Origin of the sequence: Pseudomonas sp. zfem005 (genome assembly GCF_032621735.1) — a bacterium.
Lineage (GTDB): Bacteria > Pseudomonadota > Gammaproteobacteria > Pseudomonadales > Pseudomonadaceae > Metapseudomonas > Metapseudomonas solani.
In genome coordinates, this window is the sequence record NZ_JAVYJE010000009.1 from 1 (window position 1) to 17,072 (window position 17,072).

15 protein-coding genes and 1 other RNA gene are annotated in these 17,072 nt (G+C 66.7%); 7 read left to right on the top strand and 9 right to left on the bottom strand.

All coding sequences use genetic code 11. The features are described 5' to 3' along the window. On the top strand, positions 1-3,600 hold a 3,600-nt coding region (locus RTW82_RS20015), incomplete at its 5' end, for a calcium-binding protein (protein WP_316926209.1). Positions 3,601-3,637: 37 nt separating this feature from the next. On the opposite strand, the gene RTW82_RS20020 is transcribed toward RTW82_RS20015, so the two are convergent. Next, complete coding sequence (locus RTW82_RS20020) at positions 3,638-4,204, bottom strand: TetR/AcrR family transcriptional regulator (RefSeq protein WP_316926210.1); 567 nt, start codon at positions 4,202-4,204, stop codon at positions 3,638-3,640. Between the two features lie 90 nt (positions 4,205-4,294). Between RTW82_RS20020 and RTW82_RS20025 the strand changes: the two genes are divergently transcribed. The 3 genes from RTW82_RS20025 (at position 4,295) to RTW82_RS20035 (ending at position 7,474) form a co-directional block, all read left to right on the top strand. Beyond that, entirely contained in the window at positions 4,295-5,485 is a 1,191-nt protein-coding gene (locus RTW82_RS20025; RefSeq protein WP_316926439.1) for an MFS transporter, read from the top strand. A gap of 158 nt (positions 5,486-5,643) precedes the next feature. Then, positions 5,644-6,777: a thiolase family protein gene (locus RTW82_RS20030; RefSeq protein ID WP_316926211.1), complete on the top strand. Its 1,134-nt coding sequence runs from the start codon at positions 5,644-5,646 to the stop codon at positions 6,775-6,777. Positions 6,778-6,907: 130 nt separating this feature from the next. Further along, positions 6,908-7,474, top strand: a complete 567-nt coding sequence (locus tag RTW82_RS20035; RefSeq protein WP_316926212.1) for a TetR/AcrR family transcriptional regulator — start codon at positions 6,908-6,910, stop codon at positions 7,472-7,474. A 46-nt stretch (positions 7,475-7,520) separates the two neighbouring features. Here RTW82_RS20035 and fabF read toward each other — a convergent pair whose 3' ends face one another. From fabF to ftrA, 4 genes are all read right to left on the bottom strand, one after another. Further along, positions 7,521-8,795 (bottom strand): beta-ketoacyl-ACP synthase II, encoded by a 1,275-nt coding sequence (gene fabF / locus RTW82_RS20040; RefSeq protein WP_316926213.1) that lies wholly within the window; start codon positions 8,793-8,795, stop codon positions 7,521-7,523. After that, a complete protein-coding gene (locus RTW82_RS20045) occupies positions 8,795-9,328 on the bottom strand; it encodes a PaaI family thioesterase (protein ID WP_316926214.1) in 534 nt (177 codons plus the stop codon). The genes fabF and RTW82_RS20045 overlap by 1 nt, the downstream gene beginning before the upstream one ends. 111 nt (positions 9,329-9,439) lie before the next feature. Beyond that, positions 9,440-10,588, bottom strand: coding sequence for an acyl-CoA dehydrogenase family protein (locus RTW82_RS20050; RefSeq protein ID WP_316926215.1), 1,149 nt, complete (start codon positions 10,586-10,588; stop codon positions 9,440-9,442). 76 nt (positions 10,589-10,664) lie between these two features. Beyond that, entirely contained in the window at positions 10,665-11,633 is a 969-nt protein-coding gene (ftrA, locus tag RTW82_RS20055) for a transcriptional regulator FtrA (protein WP_316926216.1), read from the bottom strand. Between the two features lie 98 nt (positions 11,634-11,731). Here ftrA and RTW82_RS20060 point away from each other — a divergent pair, with 98 nt between their 5' ends. Both RTW82_RS20060 and RTW82_RS20065 read left to right on the top strand, forming a co-directional pair. Further along, positions 11,732-12,169 carry a rhodanese-like domain-containing protein gene (locus RTW82_RS20060; RefSeq protein ID WP_316926217.1) on the top strand — a complete coding sequence of 146 codons (438 nt, stop codon included), beginning with the start codon at positions 11,732-11,734 and terminating at the stop codon, positions 12,167-12,169. Positions 12,170-12,201: 32 nt separating this feature from the next. Then, positions 12,202-12,663, top strand: coding sequence for a GNAT family N-acetyltransferase (locus RTW82_RS20065; RefSeq protein ID WP_316926218.1), 462 nt, complete (start codon positions 12,202-12,204; stop codon positions 12,661-12,663). Positions 12,664-12,700: 37 nt separating this feature from the next. On the opposite strand, the gene recR is transcribed toward RTW82_RS20065, so the two are convergent. The 3 genes from recR to dnaX form a co-directional block, all read right to left on the bottom strand. Continuing rightward, positions 12,701-13,300: a recombination mediator RecR gene (gene recR / locus RTW82_RS20070; protein ID WP_021222149.1), complete on the bottom strand. Its 600-nt coding sequence runs from the start codon at positions 13,298-13,300 to the stop codon at positions 12,701-12,703. A 128-nt stretch (positions 13,301-13,428) separates the two neighbouring features. After that, positions 13,429-13,755, bottom strand: a complete 327-nt coding sequence (locus tag RTW82_RS20075; protein ID WP_021222150.1) for a YbaB/EbfC family nucleoid-associated protein — start codon at positions 13,753-13,755, stop codon at positions 13,429-13,431. A gap of 11 nt (positions 13,756-13,766) precedes the next feature. Then, positions 13,767-16,004 (bottom strand): DNA polymerase III subunit gamma/tau, encoded by a 2,238-nt coding sequence (dnaX, locus tag RTW82_RS20080; RefSeq protein ID WP_316926219.1) that lies wholly within the window; start codon positions 16,002-16,004, stop codon positions 13,767-13,769. 145 nt (positions 16,005-16,149) lie between these two features. Between dnaX and RTW82_RS20085 the strand changes: the two genes are divergently transcribed. After that, positions 16,150-16,881, top strand: coding sequence for a substrate-binding periplasmic protein (locus RTW82_RS20085; protein WP_184489465.1), 732 nt, complete (start codon positions 16,150-16,152; stop codon positions 16,879-16,881). A 26-nt stretch (positions 16,882-16,907) separates the two neighbouring features. Here the strand turns inward: RTW82_RS20085 and ffs are convergent. Continuing rightward, positions 16,908-17,004, bottom strand: an RNA gene (gene ffs / locus RTW82_RS20090) — signal recognition particle sRNA small type. Positions 17,005-17,072 lie beyond the last annotated feature (68 nt).

Here is a 17,072-nt window from a genome sequence, read left to right on the forward strand (position 1 = left end):
CTCTACGGCGCAGCCGGCGATGACCAGATCAATGGTGAGCTGGGCGACGACCGCCTCTACGGCGAAGACGGCAACGACCTGCTGCAAGGCGCCGAGGGTAACGACACCCTGTATGGCGGCGAAGGCAACGATGTTGTCTATGGCGGTGAAGGCGTCGATAACCTCTTCGGTGGGAACGGCAACGACATCCTCGAAGGTGGCACCGGCAACGACAACCTGAGCGGCGAAGGTGGCAGTGACACCTACCGCTTCGCCCGTGGTTGGGGCCAGGACAGCATCAACAACAACGACGCCAGCACCGGCAAGGTCGATGCCATCGAGTTCGGCGCCGGCATCACGGCCAGTGACATCGTCGTCACCCGCTCCGGCACCAACCTGATCCTCAGCCTGGTCGGCAGTACCGACCGCATCACTGTCACCAACTACTTCAATGCCGATGGCACCAGCAGCTACAAGCTGGAGGAAATCCGCTTCATCGATGGCAGCGTSTGGGACRTYGCCMAGGTCAAGGAACTGGCCCTGCTCAATACCRCCGGCAACGACACACTGACGGGCTATGCAACCGACGATGTACTCAACGGYGGYGCTGGCAAYGACTCSCTCTACGGCGCAGCCGGCGATGAYCAGMTCAAYGGYGAGCTGGGCGACGACCGCCTCTACGGCGARGACGGCAACGACCTGCTGCAAGGCGACGTGGGTAACGACAGCCTGTACGGCGGCGAAGGCARCGACGCCCTCTACGGCGGTGAAGGYGTCGACAACCTCTTCGGTGGGAACGGCAACGACATCCTCGAAGGCGGCACCGGCAACGACAACCTGAGCGGCGAAGGTGGCAGTGACACCTATCGCTTTGCCCGTGGTTGGGGCCAGGACAGCATCAACAACAACGATGCCGGCACCGCCAAGGTCGATGCCATCGAGTTCGGCGCCGGCATTACCGCCAGCGATATCGTCGTCACCCGCTCCGGCACCAACCTGATCCTCAGCCTGATCGGCAGCACTGATCGCATCACCGTCACCAACTACTTCAATGCCGATGGCACCAGCAGCTACAAGCTGGAGGAAATCCGCTTCATCGACGGCAACGTCTGGGACATCGCCACGGTCAAGGAGCTGGCCCTGCTCGGAACGGCAGGCAATGACGGCCTGACCGGCTATGCCACTGCCGATGCCATCAATGGCGGCAGCGGCAACGACACGCTAGCGGGAGAAGGCGGCGACGACACCCTCGTAGGCGGCCAGGGCAATGACGTGCTGAACGGCGGTGCCGGCAACAACACCTTTGTGTTTGCGCGCGGCGATGGCAGCGACATCATCAAGGGCTTCAGCGACCAGACGGCGTCCAAGCTGAACACCTTGCTGTTCGCGGAAGGCATCCGTCCCGAAGATGTTTCTTCGTACCGCAGCGGCAGTTCGCTGGTCCTCACCATCGGCACCGATGACAAGGTCACCATCGAGAACTTCTTCTACTCGGCAGCGACAGCAAGCAGCTCGAGCCCGGTGCAAACCATCAGGTTCGCCGATGGTACCGAGTGGTCGATCAACGCCAGTTCCGGGACGACGAATGTCATCAGCGGCACAACTGGCAAGGACTTTATCGTCGTCGCCGATGGCTCGAAGAATAATGTCCTGAGTGGCGGCCTGGGGGATGACGTCCTGCATGGCAGCTACTACGCCGACACCTATGTGTTCAACCTGGGCGACGGCAAGGACACAGTCGTCGAAACCTCCACCTACACCAGTGTCACTGACACCCTGCGCTTCGGCGATGGCATCGTTGCCAGCGATATCCAGGTGCAGAAAGTCGGTGTCGATCTGGTCTTCGCTCACCGCAACGGTGCCGATCAGGTCACCGTGAGGAACTGGTTCAACACCACGGCATCCACGGCCACGGCGGTCGACGCCAGCCGGGTCGAGCGCATCGAGTTTGCCGATGGGTCGAGCTGGGACGTCAACCAGATCCAGAGCCAGATCGTCGTGCTGGGCACCGCCCAGGCCGACACCCTGAACGGCTGGGCCGGTGACGAGACCCTCCACGGCGGTGATGGCAATGACCTGCTGGACGGCGGCGCCGGCACCAACCAGCTGTTCGGTGGTGCTGGCGATGACACGCTCAAGGTGGCAACCACCGCCAAGGGCAGCTTGCTGGCAGGCGGAACCGGGAGTGACACGCTGTTCGGCAGCTATTACGCCGATACCTACGCGTTCAACCTGGGCGATGGCAAAGACACGGTCGTCGAGACCTCCACCTACTCCAACGTCACGGACACCCTGCGCTTCGGCGAAGGCATCGCTGCCAGCGATATCCAGGTGCAGAAGGTCGGCGTCGACCTGGTCTTCGCTCACCGCAATGGCTCCGATCAAGTCACCGTGAAGAACTGGTTCAACACCACGGCATCCACCGCCACGGCGGTCGATGCCAGCCGGGTCGAGCGTATCGAGTTTGCCGATGGGTCGAGCTGGGACGTCAACCAGATCCAGAGCCAGATCATCGTGCTGGGCACCACCCAGGCCGACACACTGAACGGCTGGGCCGGTGACGAAGCCCTCTACGGCGGTGACGGTAATGACCTGCTGGACGGCGGCGCCGGTACCAACCAGCTGTTTGGTGGTGCAGGTGATGACACGCTCAAGGTGGCAACCACCGCCAAAGGCAGCCTGCTGGCTGGCGGAACCGGGAGTGACACGCTGTTCGGCAGCTATTACGCCGATACCTACGTGTTCAACCTGGGCGACGGCAAGGACACGGTCGTCGAAACGTCTACCTACTCCAACGTAACGGACACCCTGCGCTTCGGTGAAGGCGTCGCAGCCAGCGATATCCAGGTGCAAAAGGTCGGCGTCGACCTGGTCTTCGCTCACCGCAATGGCGCCGATCAGGTCACCGTGAAGAACTGGTTCAACACCACGGCATCCACCGCCACGGCGGTAGATAGCAGCCGGGTCGAGCGCATCGAGTTCGCCGATGGGTCAAGCTGGGACGTCAACCAGATCCAGGGCCAGATCGTCGTGCTGGGCACCGCCCAGGGCGACACACTGAACGGCTGGGCTGGGGACGAGAGCCTCTACGGCGGTGACGGTAATGACCTGCTGGACGGCGGCGCCGGTACCAACCAGCTGTTTGGTGGTGCAGGTGATGACACGCTCAAGGTAGCCAGTACTGCAAAGGGCAATCTGCTGGCGGGTGGAACGGGTAGCGATACGCTTTACGGCAGCTACTACTCGGACACCTACCTGTTCAACGCCGGAGATGGCCATGACACCCTCATCGAGACCTCGACTTACTCAGGGGTCACCGATGTGCTGCGTTTCGGTGGGGATATCGACGCCAACGAACTGTGGTTCCGCCAGGTAGGGACGGATCTGGAGATTTCGACCGACAACCCGGCGGACAAAGTCTCGATCAAGGGCTGGTATTCATCGAACGCAGCCCGCGTGGAGCGCGTTGAGTCGGCCGACGGGAAAGTGCTGCTCGACAGCCAGGTGCAGAACCTGGTCAACGCCATGGCGGCCTTCGCGCCGCCTGCAGGCGGCAGCTCCAACCTGACGCCCGAGCAGAAAGCGCAGCTGGAGGTGGTGATCGCTGCGAACTGGCAGTAACCGCAGATAAACGACAAGGCCCCTTACGGGGCCTTGTTCATTTCCGGGGCTTGGAATGTTCCAGAGCCCCATCCACCCATGCCCTCACCTGCTCGGCGCTGGGAGCTTGGGGGGCGAAGAGGATGCGGTAGATCATCGGGGCGACCACGGCGTCGACCAGTTGGTCGGCGCTGGGGGTTGATTCGCCGCGTTGGGCGGCGCGGTCGAGGATGAGCTGCAGCTGGCAGCGGACGAGGTCGGCGCATTGGCCAGGGTAGTCGCCGGCGAGGTCGGAGACGACGTCGCGGATCAGGGTGCGGCCGAGCTCGGAGCTCATCTCGTCGAGGTATTGCTCGGCCCAGGCGTGCAGGTCGCCGGCGAGGGTGCCGGTGTCCTGCGGCTCGCTGGGGAGCATGCGTTCCAGGGCGACGTCGGCCAGCAGCGCCGAGAGGTCGCCCCAGCGGCGGTAGATGGTGGACGGCGTGACGCCAGCGCGAGCGGCGATCTGCGGGACGGTGAGGTCGGCGCGGTCGCGCTCGTCGAGCAGTGCGCGCACGGCGGTGTGGATGGATTCCTGCACCCGGGCGCTGCGCCCGCCAGTGCGGCGGTTTTCTTTGATGGCCATGGCGGCGGACCTTAACACAAAGAATTTGCGTTAAGGAATTTCTGCGCGCAGACTGCGCAAACGCAATGTCTTAGCTTTAGTGAGCCCATGATGGTCCAGACCGCCGATACCTGCCTCGACCAGCGTCACACCGGCAGCGGCATCGCCTTGCTGGCGAGCACGCTGCTGAGCTTCCTGGCCGCATCCAGCGCGCCCACCCCGCTCTACCCCGTGTACCAGGCGCACTGGGCCTTCAGCCCGGCGATGCTGACGCTGGCCTTCGCCATCTATGCCTTCAGCCTGCTGGCGGCACTGCTCACCCTGGGCAAGCTGTCCGATTACCTGGGCCGGCGGCCGGTGATCCTCGCCGCGCTGTTGCTGGAGATGCTGGCGATGGCGCTGTTCATCGAGGCCGATGGCGTCGGCTGGTTGCTGGCAGCGCGGGTGATGCAGGGCTTCGCCACGGGGATGGCGACCAGCGTGCTGGGTGCGGCGCTGCTGGATCGCAACCCCGAACGCGGGCCGCTGTTCAACAGCGTGGCGCCGCAACTGGGCATGGCCTGTGGCGCGCTGGGCTGCGGGATGCTGGTGGAGTGGGCGCCCTGGCCTTTGCACCTGGTCTACCTGGTCCTGCTGCTGGTGTTCGCCGCCCAGGCTCTGCTGCTGTGGTGGCTGCCGGAATCCATCTCGCGCCGCCCGGGCGCCCTCGCCTCGCTGCGCCCGACCCTGCGGGTGCCGCCCCAGGCCTGGGGCGCGCTGTGGCGCACGCTGCCGGTGAACGTCGCGGTCTGGTCCCTGGGCGGTTTCTACCTGTCCCTCGCGCCGTCGTTGATCCGCGCAGCCACCGGCTCCAATTCGGCGTTGGTGGGTGGGCTGGCGGTAACGGCGCTGACCCTGAGCGGCGCGCTGTCGATCCTGTGGCTGCGCCAGCACACGGCGCAGCAGGTGCTGCGCATCGCCACCGCCCTGCTGCTGGTTGGAGTGGGCGCCATGCTGGTGGCCGTGCAGGCCGGCTGGCTGTGGCTGTTCCTGCTCGCCTCGCTGGTGGCCGGCGGTGGCTTCGGTTCAGGGTTCCTCGGCGCGCTGCGCAGCGTGATGCCGCTGGCCCATGCCCATGAGCGCGCGGGGCTGATGGCCACCTACTACGTGATCAGCTACCTGGCGTTCTGTGTGCCGGCGCTGCTGGCGGGAGTAATGGCCTGCCACTTTGGGCTGGTGGCGACCGCAACGGGGTTCGCGACGGTATTGATCGGGCTGACGCTGGTGGCACTGATTGGGCTGGCGCGCCGGGATCACGCCTGAGCCCACCTTGCCCGTAACGACCCGACGATTGGATTACACCCGTAATATACAAGCGTTTGAATTATGCATATCATCCTAAGCATGCGCCCGTCGTATCGCTCTCTCACCCTGGCGCTCCCGCCGGCTCCGCCCGGCTCTACCACGCAAGGACACGAGATATGCAATCCATCGTCATCGCCGGTTTCGCCCGCTCGCCCTTCCACTTCGCCAAGAAGGGCGGCCTGATCAACATCCGCCCGGACGACCTCGCCGGCCAGGTCGTGAAGGGGCTGGTGGACCGCCTGGACATCGACCCCAACGAGATCGAGGACCTGATCCTCGGCTGCGCCTACCCTGAGGCCGAGCAGGGCATGAACCTGGCACGCATCGTCGGCTTCCTCGCCGGCCTGCCGCAGAGCGTGGCCGGGGCCACGGTGAACCGCTTCTGCGGCTCGTCCATGACCTCCATCCACTTCGCCGCCGGGCAGATCCAGCTCGGCGCCGGTGAGGCCTTCATCTGTGGCGGCGTGGAATCCATGACCCGCGTGCCCATGGGAGGCTTCAACATCTCGCCCAACCCGCGCCTGACCAGCGGCGAGATCCAGGCCTATATCCCCATGGGCCACACCGCCGAGATCGTCGCCGAGCGCTACGCCATCAGCCGCGTGGACCAGGAGGCGATGGCCGTGCAGTCCCACGAGAAGGCCGCCGATGCACGCCTGCGCGGCCTGCTGCAGGATGAGATCATCACCATCGAGACGCCCGACGGCCCGGTTACCGAAGACGGTTGCATCCGCCCCGGCACCACCGCCGAGGCCCTGGCCCAACTGAAGCCGGCGTTCGGTGGCAGCGTGACCGCCGGCACCGCCTCGCCGCTGACCGATGGCGCGGCGGCGGTGTTCGTCTGCACCGAGGCGCTCGCCCGGCGCTGGAAGCTGGACATCCTCGCGCGCATCAAGGCGGTGGCCGTGGTCGGCTGCGCGCCGGAGGTGATGGGCATGGGCCCGCTGCACGCCACCCGCAAGCTGCTGCAGCGCAGCGGCCTGTCGGTGAACGACATCGACCTGTTCGAGATCAACGAAGCCTTCGCCAGCCAGGCACTGGCCTGCATCCGCGAACTGGACATCGACGTCGCCAAGGTCAACCTCGACGGCGGCGGCATGGCCATCGGGCACCCGCTGGGCGCCACCGGTGCGCGCATCACCGGCAAGGCCGCGTCGTTGCTCAAGCGCACCGGCGGCCGCTACGCCATCGCCACCCAGTGCATCGGTGGCGGCCAGGGCGTGGCCACGCTGCTGGAAAGCGTCGAGTGAGGCGCCGGGGAGGTGCGCTCGCACCTCCCCTTCCGTCGGCCACCGGCACTCGCGCGACGCTGACTGCATACAGGCGGCGAATGTGGAATTACAATCGCCATACTAACGCCCGGAAGTTGAGGCCATTGCCATGCGCTACTCGGAAGACCACAAAGCCGAAACCCACAAACGCATCATCGCCGAAGCCTCCCGCCGCTTCCGCGCGGACGGCATCGACGCCACCGGCCTGCAGCCGCTGATGAAGGCGCTGGGCCTGACCCACGGCGGCTTCTACGCCCACTTCAAATCCAAGGACGCCCTGGTGCAGGAAGCCCTGCGCGCGGCGGCCAACGACGCCAGCGGTCAGTGGGCCAAGGTGCTGGCCAAGCCGGAACCGCTGAAGACCCTGTTCAAGCGCTACCTGTCGCCAGAACACCGCGACCACCCGGACGCCGGCTGCCCGCTGCCGACCATGTCGTCCGAGCTGGGCCAGCGCGGCCAGGCCAGTCCCATCAGCGACGAGGTGGTGGGCAACCTGCTGAGGATGATCGAGAAGGAAACGGGCGACTCGCAGGAAGCGATGGCGATGGTCGCCACCATGGTCGGCGCGCTGAGCCTGTCCCGCAGCGTGGCGGACGAGGCCCTGTCCAAGCGCATTCTCGACGATGCCTGCGCCAACCTGACAGCGCGCCTGGAAGAAAAAAGCGGCAAGGCCTGAGCCTGCCGCTTCGATGTAACGGGACCGGCCGCAAGGGCCGCTCGGCTCACCCCATCCAGCGTCGGAACAGCACGCTGGCATTCACCCCGCCGAAACCGAAACCGTTGGACAACGCGTAGTTGATGGTCATCGGCCGCGCCGCACCGTGGACGATGTCCACGCCAGCGGCATCCTCGTCCGGTTGCTCCAGGTTCAGGGTCGGCGGCGCCACCTGGTCGCGGATGGCCAGCACGGTGAAGATCGCTTCCAGCCCACCAGCAGCGCCGAGCAGGTGCCCGGTGGCGGACTTGGTGGCGGATACGGCCACTCCGCCCTCCTCGCCGAACACCGCCTTGATCGCCGCCAGCTCACCCTTGTCGCCCACCGGGGTGGACGTGGCATGGGCGTTGAGGTGCTGGATCTGCCGCGGCTCGATGCCCGCCTGGGCGATGGCGGTGCGCATGGCACGCTGGGCGCCGCTGCCATCCTCCGGCCCAGCGGTGAGGTGGTAGGCGTCGGCACTGGTGCCGTAGCCCACCAGCTCGGCGATGGGCGTGGCGCCACGGGCCAGGGCGTGGTCGAGGGACTCGATCACCAGCATGCCGGCGCCTTCGCCCATGACGAAGCCGTCGCGGCGGCTGTCGAAGGGCCGCGAGGCCTGTTCCGGGTGCTCGCTGAAGTCGGTGGACAGCGCCCGCGCCGCAGCGAAGCCGGCCAGCGCCACGCGGTCGATGGAGGCTTCGGCGCCGCCGCACAGGGCGATATCCACTTCGCCGGCACGGATCATCCGCGCGGCGTCACCGATGGCCTGCACGCCCGCCGCGCAAGCGGTCACCGGGGCGCCGATGGGGCCCTGGAAGCCGTGACGGATGGAGACGTGCCCAGCGGCCAGGTTGACCAGGAAAGACGGGATGGTGAAAGGCGACAGGCGCCGTGGACCGCGGCTGTCGGTGGTGCGCACGGCGTCGGCGATGGCGCCGAAACCGCCGATGCCGGATCCGATCACGGTGGCGGTGCGGGCCTTCTTCTCGTCGCTGTCGGCCACCCAGCCGGATTGCTGCAACGCTTCGGCGGCGGCGGCCAGGGCGAAGAGGATGAAGCGGTCCATCTTCTTCTGCTCCTTCGGCGGCGCGGCGCTGTCGGGGTCGAAGCCGCCTTCGGCGTCCTCCTCCCGGGTCGGCACGCTGCCGCCTACCTTGGCGGCGAGGTCGAGCACGGTGGCCTCGGGCAGGGCGCGCACACCCGAGCGGCCGGCCAGCAGGCGTTGCCAGGCGATCTCCACGCCGCAGCCCAGGGGCGAGACCAGCCCCATGCCGGTGACGACGATACGTTGCGAGTTCATCACTTCCCTCCGAGTATCAGGCAGGTCGTGGAGCCGGTGGCATAGAGCTTCCCGTCCACGTCATAGATGCGGCCCTCGGCCAGCGCGGTCGAGCGCCCCACGTGGGTGATCCGCCCCTCCGCCCTCACCGGCCCCGTGTTCACGGTCATGGCCCGCACGTAGCTGATGCGCAGGTCGGTGGTGGTGTAGCCCTGCCCCGGCTTGACGTGCATATGGATGGCGCAGCCCATGCAGGAGTCCAGCAAGGTGGCCGCGTAGCCGCCGTGCACGGTGCCCAATGGATTGTAGTGGCGGGCATCCGGAACGCCCTGGAAAACGAAGCGCTCCTCTGACCATTCGATAGGCACGAAGCCCATCAGTTCACCTATGGGAGGTGACGGCAGGTCGCCCCGGCCGATGCCGTCGAAGAACTCGCGCGGGCTCAGCTGCACCACCTCGGACATGCTCAGGGTGCCGGGCTTCAGGCGCTCCAGCATGCTGCGCTCCGCTTCCAGCCAGGCCTGCAGTTTCTCTTCACGGCTCGATTCGCTCATGGCACCTACCCTCTTGTCCGGCCCGCAGGCCCTATTTAAATTTCGATCATCATATAGCGAGGCGCAGGGCCTCGCGCAAGGCCACCCGATGGGCGCCTTGCGCGGGTGGCTTCAGAGCCCCATCTGCTTGCTGATGATTTCGTTCATGATCTCCCGCGAGCCGCCGCCGATGGAGAGGATGCGGTTGTCGCGGTAGAGGCGCTCCACCAGGCTCTCGCGCATATAGCCCATGCCGCCGAGCATCTGCACGGCGTCGTAGGTGAGGCGGTCGGCGATGTCGGTGGCGAAGTTCTTGGCCATGGAGATCTCCTTGATCACGCTCTTGCCGGCGGCCATCTTCGCCGCCTGGCGGTAGGTGAACTCGCGGGAGACCTCAACCTGGGTGGCCATCTCGGCCAGGCGGTGCTTGAGCACCTGGAACTTGCCGATGGGCTTGCCGAAGGCCTCGCGCTCGCGGGCCCAGGCCAGGGATTCCTCCAGCGCCAGCTGCGCGGTCATGTTGGCCATGATGGCCAGGGCCAGCCGCTCGGACTGGAAGTTGGCCATGATGCAGGCGAAGCCCATGTTCTCGGCACCGATCAGGTTGCCCACCGGCACCAGGCAGTCCTCGAAGAACAGCTCGGCGGTGTCGGAGGCCCACCAGCCCATCTTCTTCAGCTTGCGGCCGACGCTGAAGCCGGGTGTGCCCTTCTCGATCAGCAGCAGGCTGACACCGCCGAAGCCATCGCCACCGGTGCGCACCGCCACCGTGTAATAGTCCGCACGCACGCCGCTGGTGATGAAGGTCTTGCTGCCGTTGACGCGGTAGAAATCGCCCTCGCGCACGGCGCGGGTCTTGAGGCTGGCGACGTCGGAGCCGCCAGAGGGTTCGGTGATGGCCAGGGCCATGATCTTCTCGCCGGCCAATACCTGGGATGCGATGCGCTCGCGCAGCTCGGGGCGGCCCCACTTGACCAGCGGCGGCAGGCCGATATCCAGAGAGCCCAGCCCGGCCACCAGGCCGCCGGAGCCGCTGCGCATCAGCTCCTCGCTGGCCGCCACCTTGGCGAACAGGTCGCCTTCGTGGCTGCCGCCGTACTGCTCCGGGTAGCCGATGCCGAGAATGCCGGCCGCCCCAGCCTTGAGGTAGAGCTCGCGGGGGAATTCCTCGGCCTCCTCCCAATCGCCGATATGCGGGAGGATTTCCCGCTCGACGAAGCGGCGCACCGAGTCGCGCACCAGTTGATGGGATTCGTCGAAGTATTCCTGACAAGCGGACATGGCGGAGCTCCCTGAGAAAGTCAGAGAAACTTACCGAGCGCTTGCTTGGTTTTCAAGGCGAGACATGCGCCATCGATCAGGACGTATGCGCCGCGCCGAAGCGCTCCCGGTAGGCCGAAGGCGGTAGCCCGACGGCGTTGCGGAAGGCCACGCGGAAGCTTTCCACCGAGCGGAAGCCGCACAGCTCGGCGATGCGCTCGCTGCCGTCGACGCCGCTTTCCAGCAGCTCACGGGCGCGGGCCAGGCGCTCGTGCTGCAGCCAGGCCTTGGGCGTCATGCCGGTGGCTTCGCTGAAACGCCGCAGGAAGGTGCGCTCGCTCATGGCCACGCGGCGTGCCAGCTGGCTCACCTCCAGCGGTTGCTGCAGGTTCTGCCGGGCCCAGTGCATCAACGCCGAGAGGTCGTTGCGCGGCGCCCGGGCCACCGGTGCCGGAATGAACTGCGCCTGGCCGCCGGCGCGCTGGGGCGACATCACCAGGCGCCGCGCCACGGTGTTGGCCACCTGGGTACCGAAGTCCCGCGCCACCAGGTGCAGGCAGGCGTCGATGCCGGCGGCGCTGCCCGCCGAGCTGATCAGTTGCCCGGCGTCGACGTAGAGGACCTCGGGGTCCACCTCGACGGCCGGAAAGCGCTGCGCCAGTTCCTCGGCGTAGCGCCAGTGGGTGGTGGCGCGCTGGCCGTCCAGCAAGCCGCTGGCGGCAAGGACGAAAACGCCGGAACAGATGGACACCAGCCGCGCCCCACGCGCATGGGCCTCGCGCAACGCGGCCAGCAGCCGCTCGGGCGGTACCTCGGCACGGTCACGCCAGCCGGGGATGACAACGGTCCGGGCCTCAGCCAGGCGCTCCAGCCCGCCGTCGGCGAGCACCTGGATGCCACCCATGGCGCGCATGGGACCCTCGTCCAGGCCGACGATGCAGTGGCGGTACCAGGGGAAATCGAACTCGGGCCGAGGCAGGCCAAAGATCTCCACGGCGATGCCGAATTCGAAGGTGCACAGGCCGTCGTAGGCGAGGATGGCCACCAGGCCGGGGTCGTCGTTCATTTGGCGGAAACTTACCAGTCGCTGTCCTGCCCGCCACTGTAGAGCAGGAAAGGCGCTGGATACAGTGGCGCCATCAACTCAACCGATGGAGAACCACCATGCCCAGCCTCGTCAGCCAGTTCCCCGCCGCCGCTCCCCATGCGGCCCTGGCCCATTTCACCCAGCGCCTGGCCTTCGAGACCGATTGCTCGGACGTGAGCGCCAGCCAGCAGGCCGGCGACGTCGACTACGTGCTGGTCGATGTGCGCGGTGAGACGGCCTTCGCCGCCGGCCATGTGCCGGGCGCGATCAACATCCCCCACCGCCTGATGGACGCCGCGTTCATGGCGGCCTACCCGCGCGATACGCTGTTCGTCGTCTACTGCGCCGGCCCCCATTGCAACGGCGTGCACCGTGCGGCCGTGCGCCTGGCCGGGTTGGGCTTCGCGGTGAAGGAGATGCTCGGCGGCGTCACTGGCTGGCTGGACGAGGGGCTGAGCCTCACCGGCGCGGCAGCGGTCCGCCCCGCTGGCCAGGGCATCCCCTGCGCATGCTGAGTGCGGGCATACGCGAGGCGCGGGCCGGGGATGTGCCCGCCCTCCTCCCGCTGATGCGCGAACTGGCCCGCTTCGAGGACTACCTGGAGGACTTCGCGGTGGACGAGGTGCAGCTGCTGGCCCGCGCCTTCGGCTCGCAGCCCCAGTGCCGGATAGTCGTGGCCGAGGCGGCGGGCAGGTTGCTTGGCTATGCGGTAACGCTGGAGATCGCCTTCACCTACGACCTTCAGCCGACCCTGGTGCTCAAGGAGCTGTTCGTGGCGCCGCCGGCACGTTCGCTCGGCATCGGAGAGCGCCTGCTCGCCGCCATCGCGCAGTGGGCGCTGACACGCGGTGCGGGACGGATGAAGTGGGATGTGCTGGCAGGCAACGGTGATGCCGAGCGCTTCTACCAGCGTCTGTGCGGCCGGCCGGACGGCAAGTGGATCGCCTATGGGATGGATACAGAGGCGTTGGCTGCGTTGGCGAACGAACCCACTCCGACCCCGGGCTGAAGCCCAGGCTACGGCGCGCGTTTACGCAGAGTGGCGATCAGAGCCCGATGGGGCGGCGACCGGCCAGGGCGTGGGTCAGGGTGCCGCCGTCCACCAGCTCCAGTTCGCCACCCAGGGGCACGCCGTGGGCGATGCGGGAGGCCACCAGGCCCTTGGGGGCCAGGAGCTGGGCGATGTAGTGGGCAGTGGCTTCGCCTTCCACCGTGGGGTTGGTGGCGAGGATGACTTCGCTGAAGGCGCCGGCATCCACGCGTTCCATCAGCTCGGGAATGCCGATGGCTTCCGGGCCCAGGCCATCGAGGGGCGAGAGGTGGCCCTTGAGCACGAAGAAGCGGCCGCGATAGCCGGTCTGCTCGACGGCGAACACATCCAGCGGCCCTTCCACCACGCACAGCAGCGAATCGTCGCGGCGCGGGTCGGCGCACTGCGGGCAGAGATCATCCTCGCTGAGGGTACGGCACTGCTTGCAATGCCCCACGCCCTCCATCGCCGAGGTCAGCGCCTGGGCCAGGCGCAGCCCGCCGCTGCGGTCACGCTCGAGCATCTGCAACGCCATACGCTGGGCGGTCTTCTGCCCGACACCGGGCAGGATGCGCAGGGCATCGATCAGTTGGCGGATCAGCGGGCTGAAGCTCATCAAGAAATCTCAAAGAAGAAAGCTGGAAGCTGGAAGCTGGAAGCTGGAAGCTGCAAAGAATCGGGGAAATCGTGCCAGGCCACCCGCTTCTGCTTGAAGCTTGCGGCTTGGCACTTGGAGCTATTTGATCAGAAAGGCATCTTGAAGCCGGGCGGCAGCTGCATACCGGCAGTCATGCCGGACATCTTTTCCTGGCTGTTCTGCTCGACCTTGCGCACGGCATCGTTGACGGCGGCGGCGATCAGGTCTTCGAGGATGTCCTTGTCTTCCTGCATCAGGCTGTCGTCCAGGGTGACGCGCTTGACGTCATGGCGACCGGTCATCACCACGCTCACCAGGCCGGCACCGGACTGGCCGGTAACCTCGGCATTGGCCAGCTCTTCTTGCATCTTCTGCATCTTTTCTTGCATCTGTTGGGCCTGTTTCATCAGGCCTGCCATGCCACCCTTCATCATGATGGTTGTCCTCAGCGGTCAAGGGGTTCAATGGTGTCCGGGCGAACGCTCGCGCCGAACTGTTCGATCATCTTCTGTACCAGCGGGTCGAGGGAGATGGATTCCTCGGCATCGCGCTGGCGGGCAGCACGCTTGCGGGCGGCGGCCTGGGCAGGGGTTTCCTGCTCGGGCTTGCGCACCTCTACTTCCAGCACCAGGGTACGGCCGTGGTACTGGTTCAGCGCGTCGTTGATGCGGCGCTGCTGGGTGGAGTTGAACAGCGCGCTCTGCGCCGGGTCCAGGTGCAGGCGCCAGACGTCGCCCTCCACGGACACCAGGGTGCAGTTGGCGGCGATGTTGCCGGTGAGGCCACTGATGCCCAGGCGCGGGAACAGGTCCAGCCACTCGGCGGCAAGCCCCGTGGCGGGCTGCGCAGCGGGCAGCACATCCGGCACGGCGGCGGCTTCAGGTTCGGCGACGGGCAGCTCATCCATATAGGCGATGGATTCGACGTCCGCCTCGTAATAATCGTCGTAGTCGCCGGGCGGCGGCTCGTCGTCATCCGCATCCGAGGCGACAACCAGCTCCGTACCCTGGGGTTGCGCAACCACGGGCGCGGCAACGGGCTGCGGCTCGGGTGTGGGTTCGACGACCGGGGCTGGCGCTTCCACCACCGGAGCAGGCGGCTCGACCGCCTCGACTACTGCAACGGCTTCAACAATCTCGGCGACTGCGGCCGGCTCGGCGATCTCGACTGCGGGCTGGGCAGGGGCGACCGGCGAGGCGGGACGCTCTTCCCAGGGCAGGTCGATCACCTCGGCCTGGGCAACAGGTTCGGGCTCGGGCTCGGGCTCGGGCTCGGGAGCAGGCTGAGCGACCTGGGCAGGCTCGGCTACAGGCTGCGGCGCCACTTCAGCAGCAGGAGCCACTTCAGCCACGCGGGGCGCGACCGGGGCTTCCACCACAGGGGCAGCAACCACCGGCTCGGGTGCAACCTGCACCGGCACCACGGCCGCCGGGGCGACCACGGGCTCGACAGGCGGCTGGGGAGCCGCTACCGGGGCAACGGGGGATACGGGGGCAACCGGCGCCACGACAGCGCCGGCCACTGGGGTGTTCGAGGAATCAGCCGTGGCCCTGCTGATTCCCGGGTCCTTTAGCGTGACCCTCGGGGCACCGTCGGCATCCGCAGGGCGGAAAGCGAGCATGCGCAGCAGCACCATTTCGAAGCCACCACGCGGGTCCGGCGCCAATGGCAGGTCGCGGCGGCCGATCAGGCCCATCTGGTAATAGAACTGCACGTCTTCGGCGGGCAACGCTTCGGCCAAGGCCAGCACGCGATCGCGGTCGCCCTGGCCGTTGTCCACCGCATCCGGCAGCGCCTGGGCGATGGCCACGCGGTGCAGCACGTTGAGGATTTCGGCGAGCACGCCGCTCCAGTCCGGGCCTTGCTCGGCCAGGTGGCGGATGGCCTCGAGCACGCCACGGGCATCGCCCTGCAGCAGCGCATGGAGCACGCCATAGACCTGGCCATGGTCGAGGGTGCCGAGCATGGCACGCACATCGGCAGCGAGAACCTTGCCCTCACCGAAGGCAATGGCCTGGTCGGTGAGACTCATGGCGTCGCGCATCGAGCCGTCAGCGGCACGGCCCAGCAGCCACAGGGCGTCGGGCTCGAACGGCACGCTTTCGGCACCGAGGACGTGGGTCAGGTGCTCGACCACGCGCTCCGGCGGCATGTTCTTCAGGGAGAACTGCAGGCAACGCGAGAGGATGGTCACGGGCAGCTTCTGCGGGTCGGTGGTGGCCAGCAGGAACTTGACGTGGGGTGGCGGCTCTTCGAGGGTCTTGAGCAGGGCGTTGAACGAGTGCGTGGAGAGCATGTGCACTTCGTCGATCAGGTAGACCTTGTAGCGGCCCCGGCTCGGCGCGTACTGCACGTTGTCCAGCAGTTCGCGGGTGTCTTCGACCTTGGTGCGGCTCGCGGCGTCCACTTCGATCAGGTCGACGAAGCGGCCCTCGTCGATCTCGCGGCACACCGAGCATTGGCCGCAAGGCGTGGAGCTGATGCCGGTTTCGCAGTTCAGGCACTTGGCGAGAATGCGTGCGATGGTGGTCTTGCCCACGCCACGGGTGCCGGTGAACAGGTAGGCATGGTGCAGGCGCTGGTTGTCCAGCGCGTTGATCAGAGCCTTCAGCACATGGGTCTGGCCGACCATTTCGCGGAACGAGCGCGGACGCCATTTACGTGCAAGAACCTGATAACTCATTGAAAACCGTCGCAGCTGGGGAATCGGAAGGGGCTAATGCTAGCGGAGCAAACCGCAAATTGCATCCGATGCGAAGTGCTCTATGTTCAACAGGTGTGACACGCGGCATCGTGGATGCCTCGCCATACCCGTTCGAGGGTGCTTGATGCGTCCAACGCTGCTCCTCCTGTTGCTGATCACCAGTGCGCTGGCTCGCGCCGAAACGGCTCCCCTGCGCTTCTCCGCAGTGGACAGTTGGGCCATGCCGGTGGCGCAGATCGAGAGCAACGAGCTGACCGGCGGCATCATCTTCGACATCATCCAGGGTCTGGCCCGGCAACTCGGGCGCGAGGCGCAGATCAACGTACTGCCCCGTACCCGCGTGCAGCTGGCCCTGGAGCATGGCGATGTCGACGTACGCTGCTACGTGAGCCCCAACTGGATGGGCGACTTGGGCGTGAACTACCTGTGGAGCGAGCCGATCCTGGTGCAGCGTGACCTGCTGGTGAGCGCCCCCGACAACGCGAGCCCCGTCGACCCGCAACGCCTGCCGGCGCAGAGCGTGGGCACCGTGCTGGGCTATTCCTACCCGGGCCTGCAGGAGCGGTTCGATGACGGCACCCTGCAACGAGACGAGGCCCGCAACCAGGGCCTGGTGCTGCAGAAGCTCGGTGCTGGGCGCTACCGCTACGCGGTCAGCAGCGAACTGGCGCTTAAATGGTTCAACCGCGGCATGCCGGCGAGCGAACGCTTGGCGGCGGTGGCGGTACTGGAGGAAGAGCCCGTGGCCTGCCTGGTGCGCAATGCACCGGAGATACCGGCGAACGAAATCGTGCGTGCACTGGCGCGCATGCGGACATCGGGAGAGATAGAGAGAATCGTGTCGCGCTACCGGTGAATTGCAGCGCTGGGAGATGGGGGTGACCCTACCAGCCACACCCCGGCACACAATGTTCCCGCTGTGGCTGCTTCCTTCCGGATCTGACCAGGTTGACGGGTAATCGTTGCGGGGGGACCGGCAGGGCCACCATAACGCAGCTCGCCAGATCGGCGAGCCGCGCCATTGTACCGGCTCTTCGCCAACTTACA

Excerpts from the sequence above, each read along its gene's own strand:
- RTW82_RS20075 (WP_021222150.1), bottom strand. The coding sequence starts at position 13,755 with ATGATGAAGGGTGGCATGGCAGGCCTGATGAAACAGGCCCAACAGATG.
- RTW82_RS20045 (WP_316926214.1), bottom strand. The coding sequence starts at position 9,328 with ATGAGCGAATCGAGCCGTGAAGAGAAACTGCAGGCCTGGCTGGAAGCG.
- RTW82_RS20020 (WP_316926210.1), bottom strand. The coding sequence starts at position 4,204 with ATGGCCATCAAAGAAAACCGCCGCACTGGCGGGCGCAGCGCCCGGGTG.
- fabF (WP_316926213.1), bottom strand. The coding sequence starts at position 8,795 with ATGAACTCGCAACGTATCGTCGTCACCGGCATGGGGCTGGTCTCGCCC.
- RTW82_RS20085 (WP_184489465.1), top strand. The coding sequence starts at position 16,150 with ATGCGTCCAACGCTGCTCCTCCTGTTGCTGATCACCAGTGCGCTGGCT.
- ftrA (WP_316926216.1), bottom strand. The coding sequence starts at position 11,633 with ATGAACGACGACCCCGGCCTGGTGGCCATCCTCGCCTACGACGGCCTG.
- RTW82_RS20030 (WP_316926211.1), top strand. The coding sequence starts at position 5,644 with ATGCAATCCATCGTCATCGCCGGTTTCGCCCGCTCGCCCTTCCACTTC.
- RTW82_RS20025 (WP_316926439.1), top strand. The coding sequence starts at position 4,295 with ATGGTCCAGACCGCCGATACCTGCCTCGACCAGCGTCACACCGGCAGC.
- dnaX (WP_316926219.1), bottom strand. The coding sequence starts at position 16,004 with ATGAGTTATCAGGTTCTTGCACGTAAATGGCGTCCGCGCTCGTTCCGC.
- RTW82_RS20035 (WP_316926212.1), top strand. The coding sequence starts at position 6,908 with ATGCGCTACTCGGAAGACCACAAAGCCGAAACCCACAAACGCATCATC.
- recR (WP_021222149.1), bottom strand. The coding sequence starts at position 13,300 with ATGAGCTTCAGCCCGCTGATCCGCCAACTGATCGATGCCCTGCGCATC.
- RTW82_RS20050 (WP_316926215.1), bottom strand. The coding sequence starts at position 10,588 with ATGTCCGCTTGTCAGGAATACTTCGACGAATCCCATCAACTGGTGCGC.
- RTW82_RS20060 (WP_316926217.1), top strand. The coding sequence starts at position 11,732 with ATGCCCAGCCTCGTCAGCCAGTTCCCCGCCGCCGCTCCCCATGCGGCC.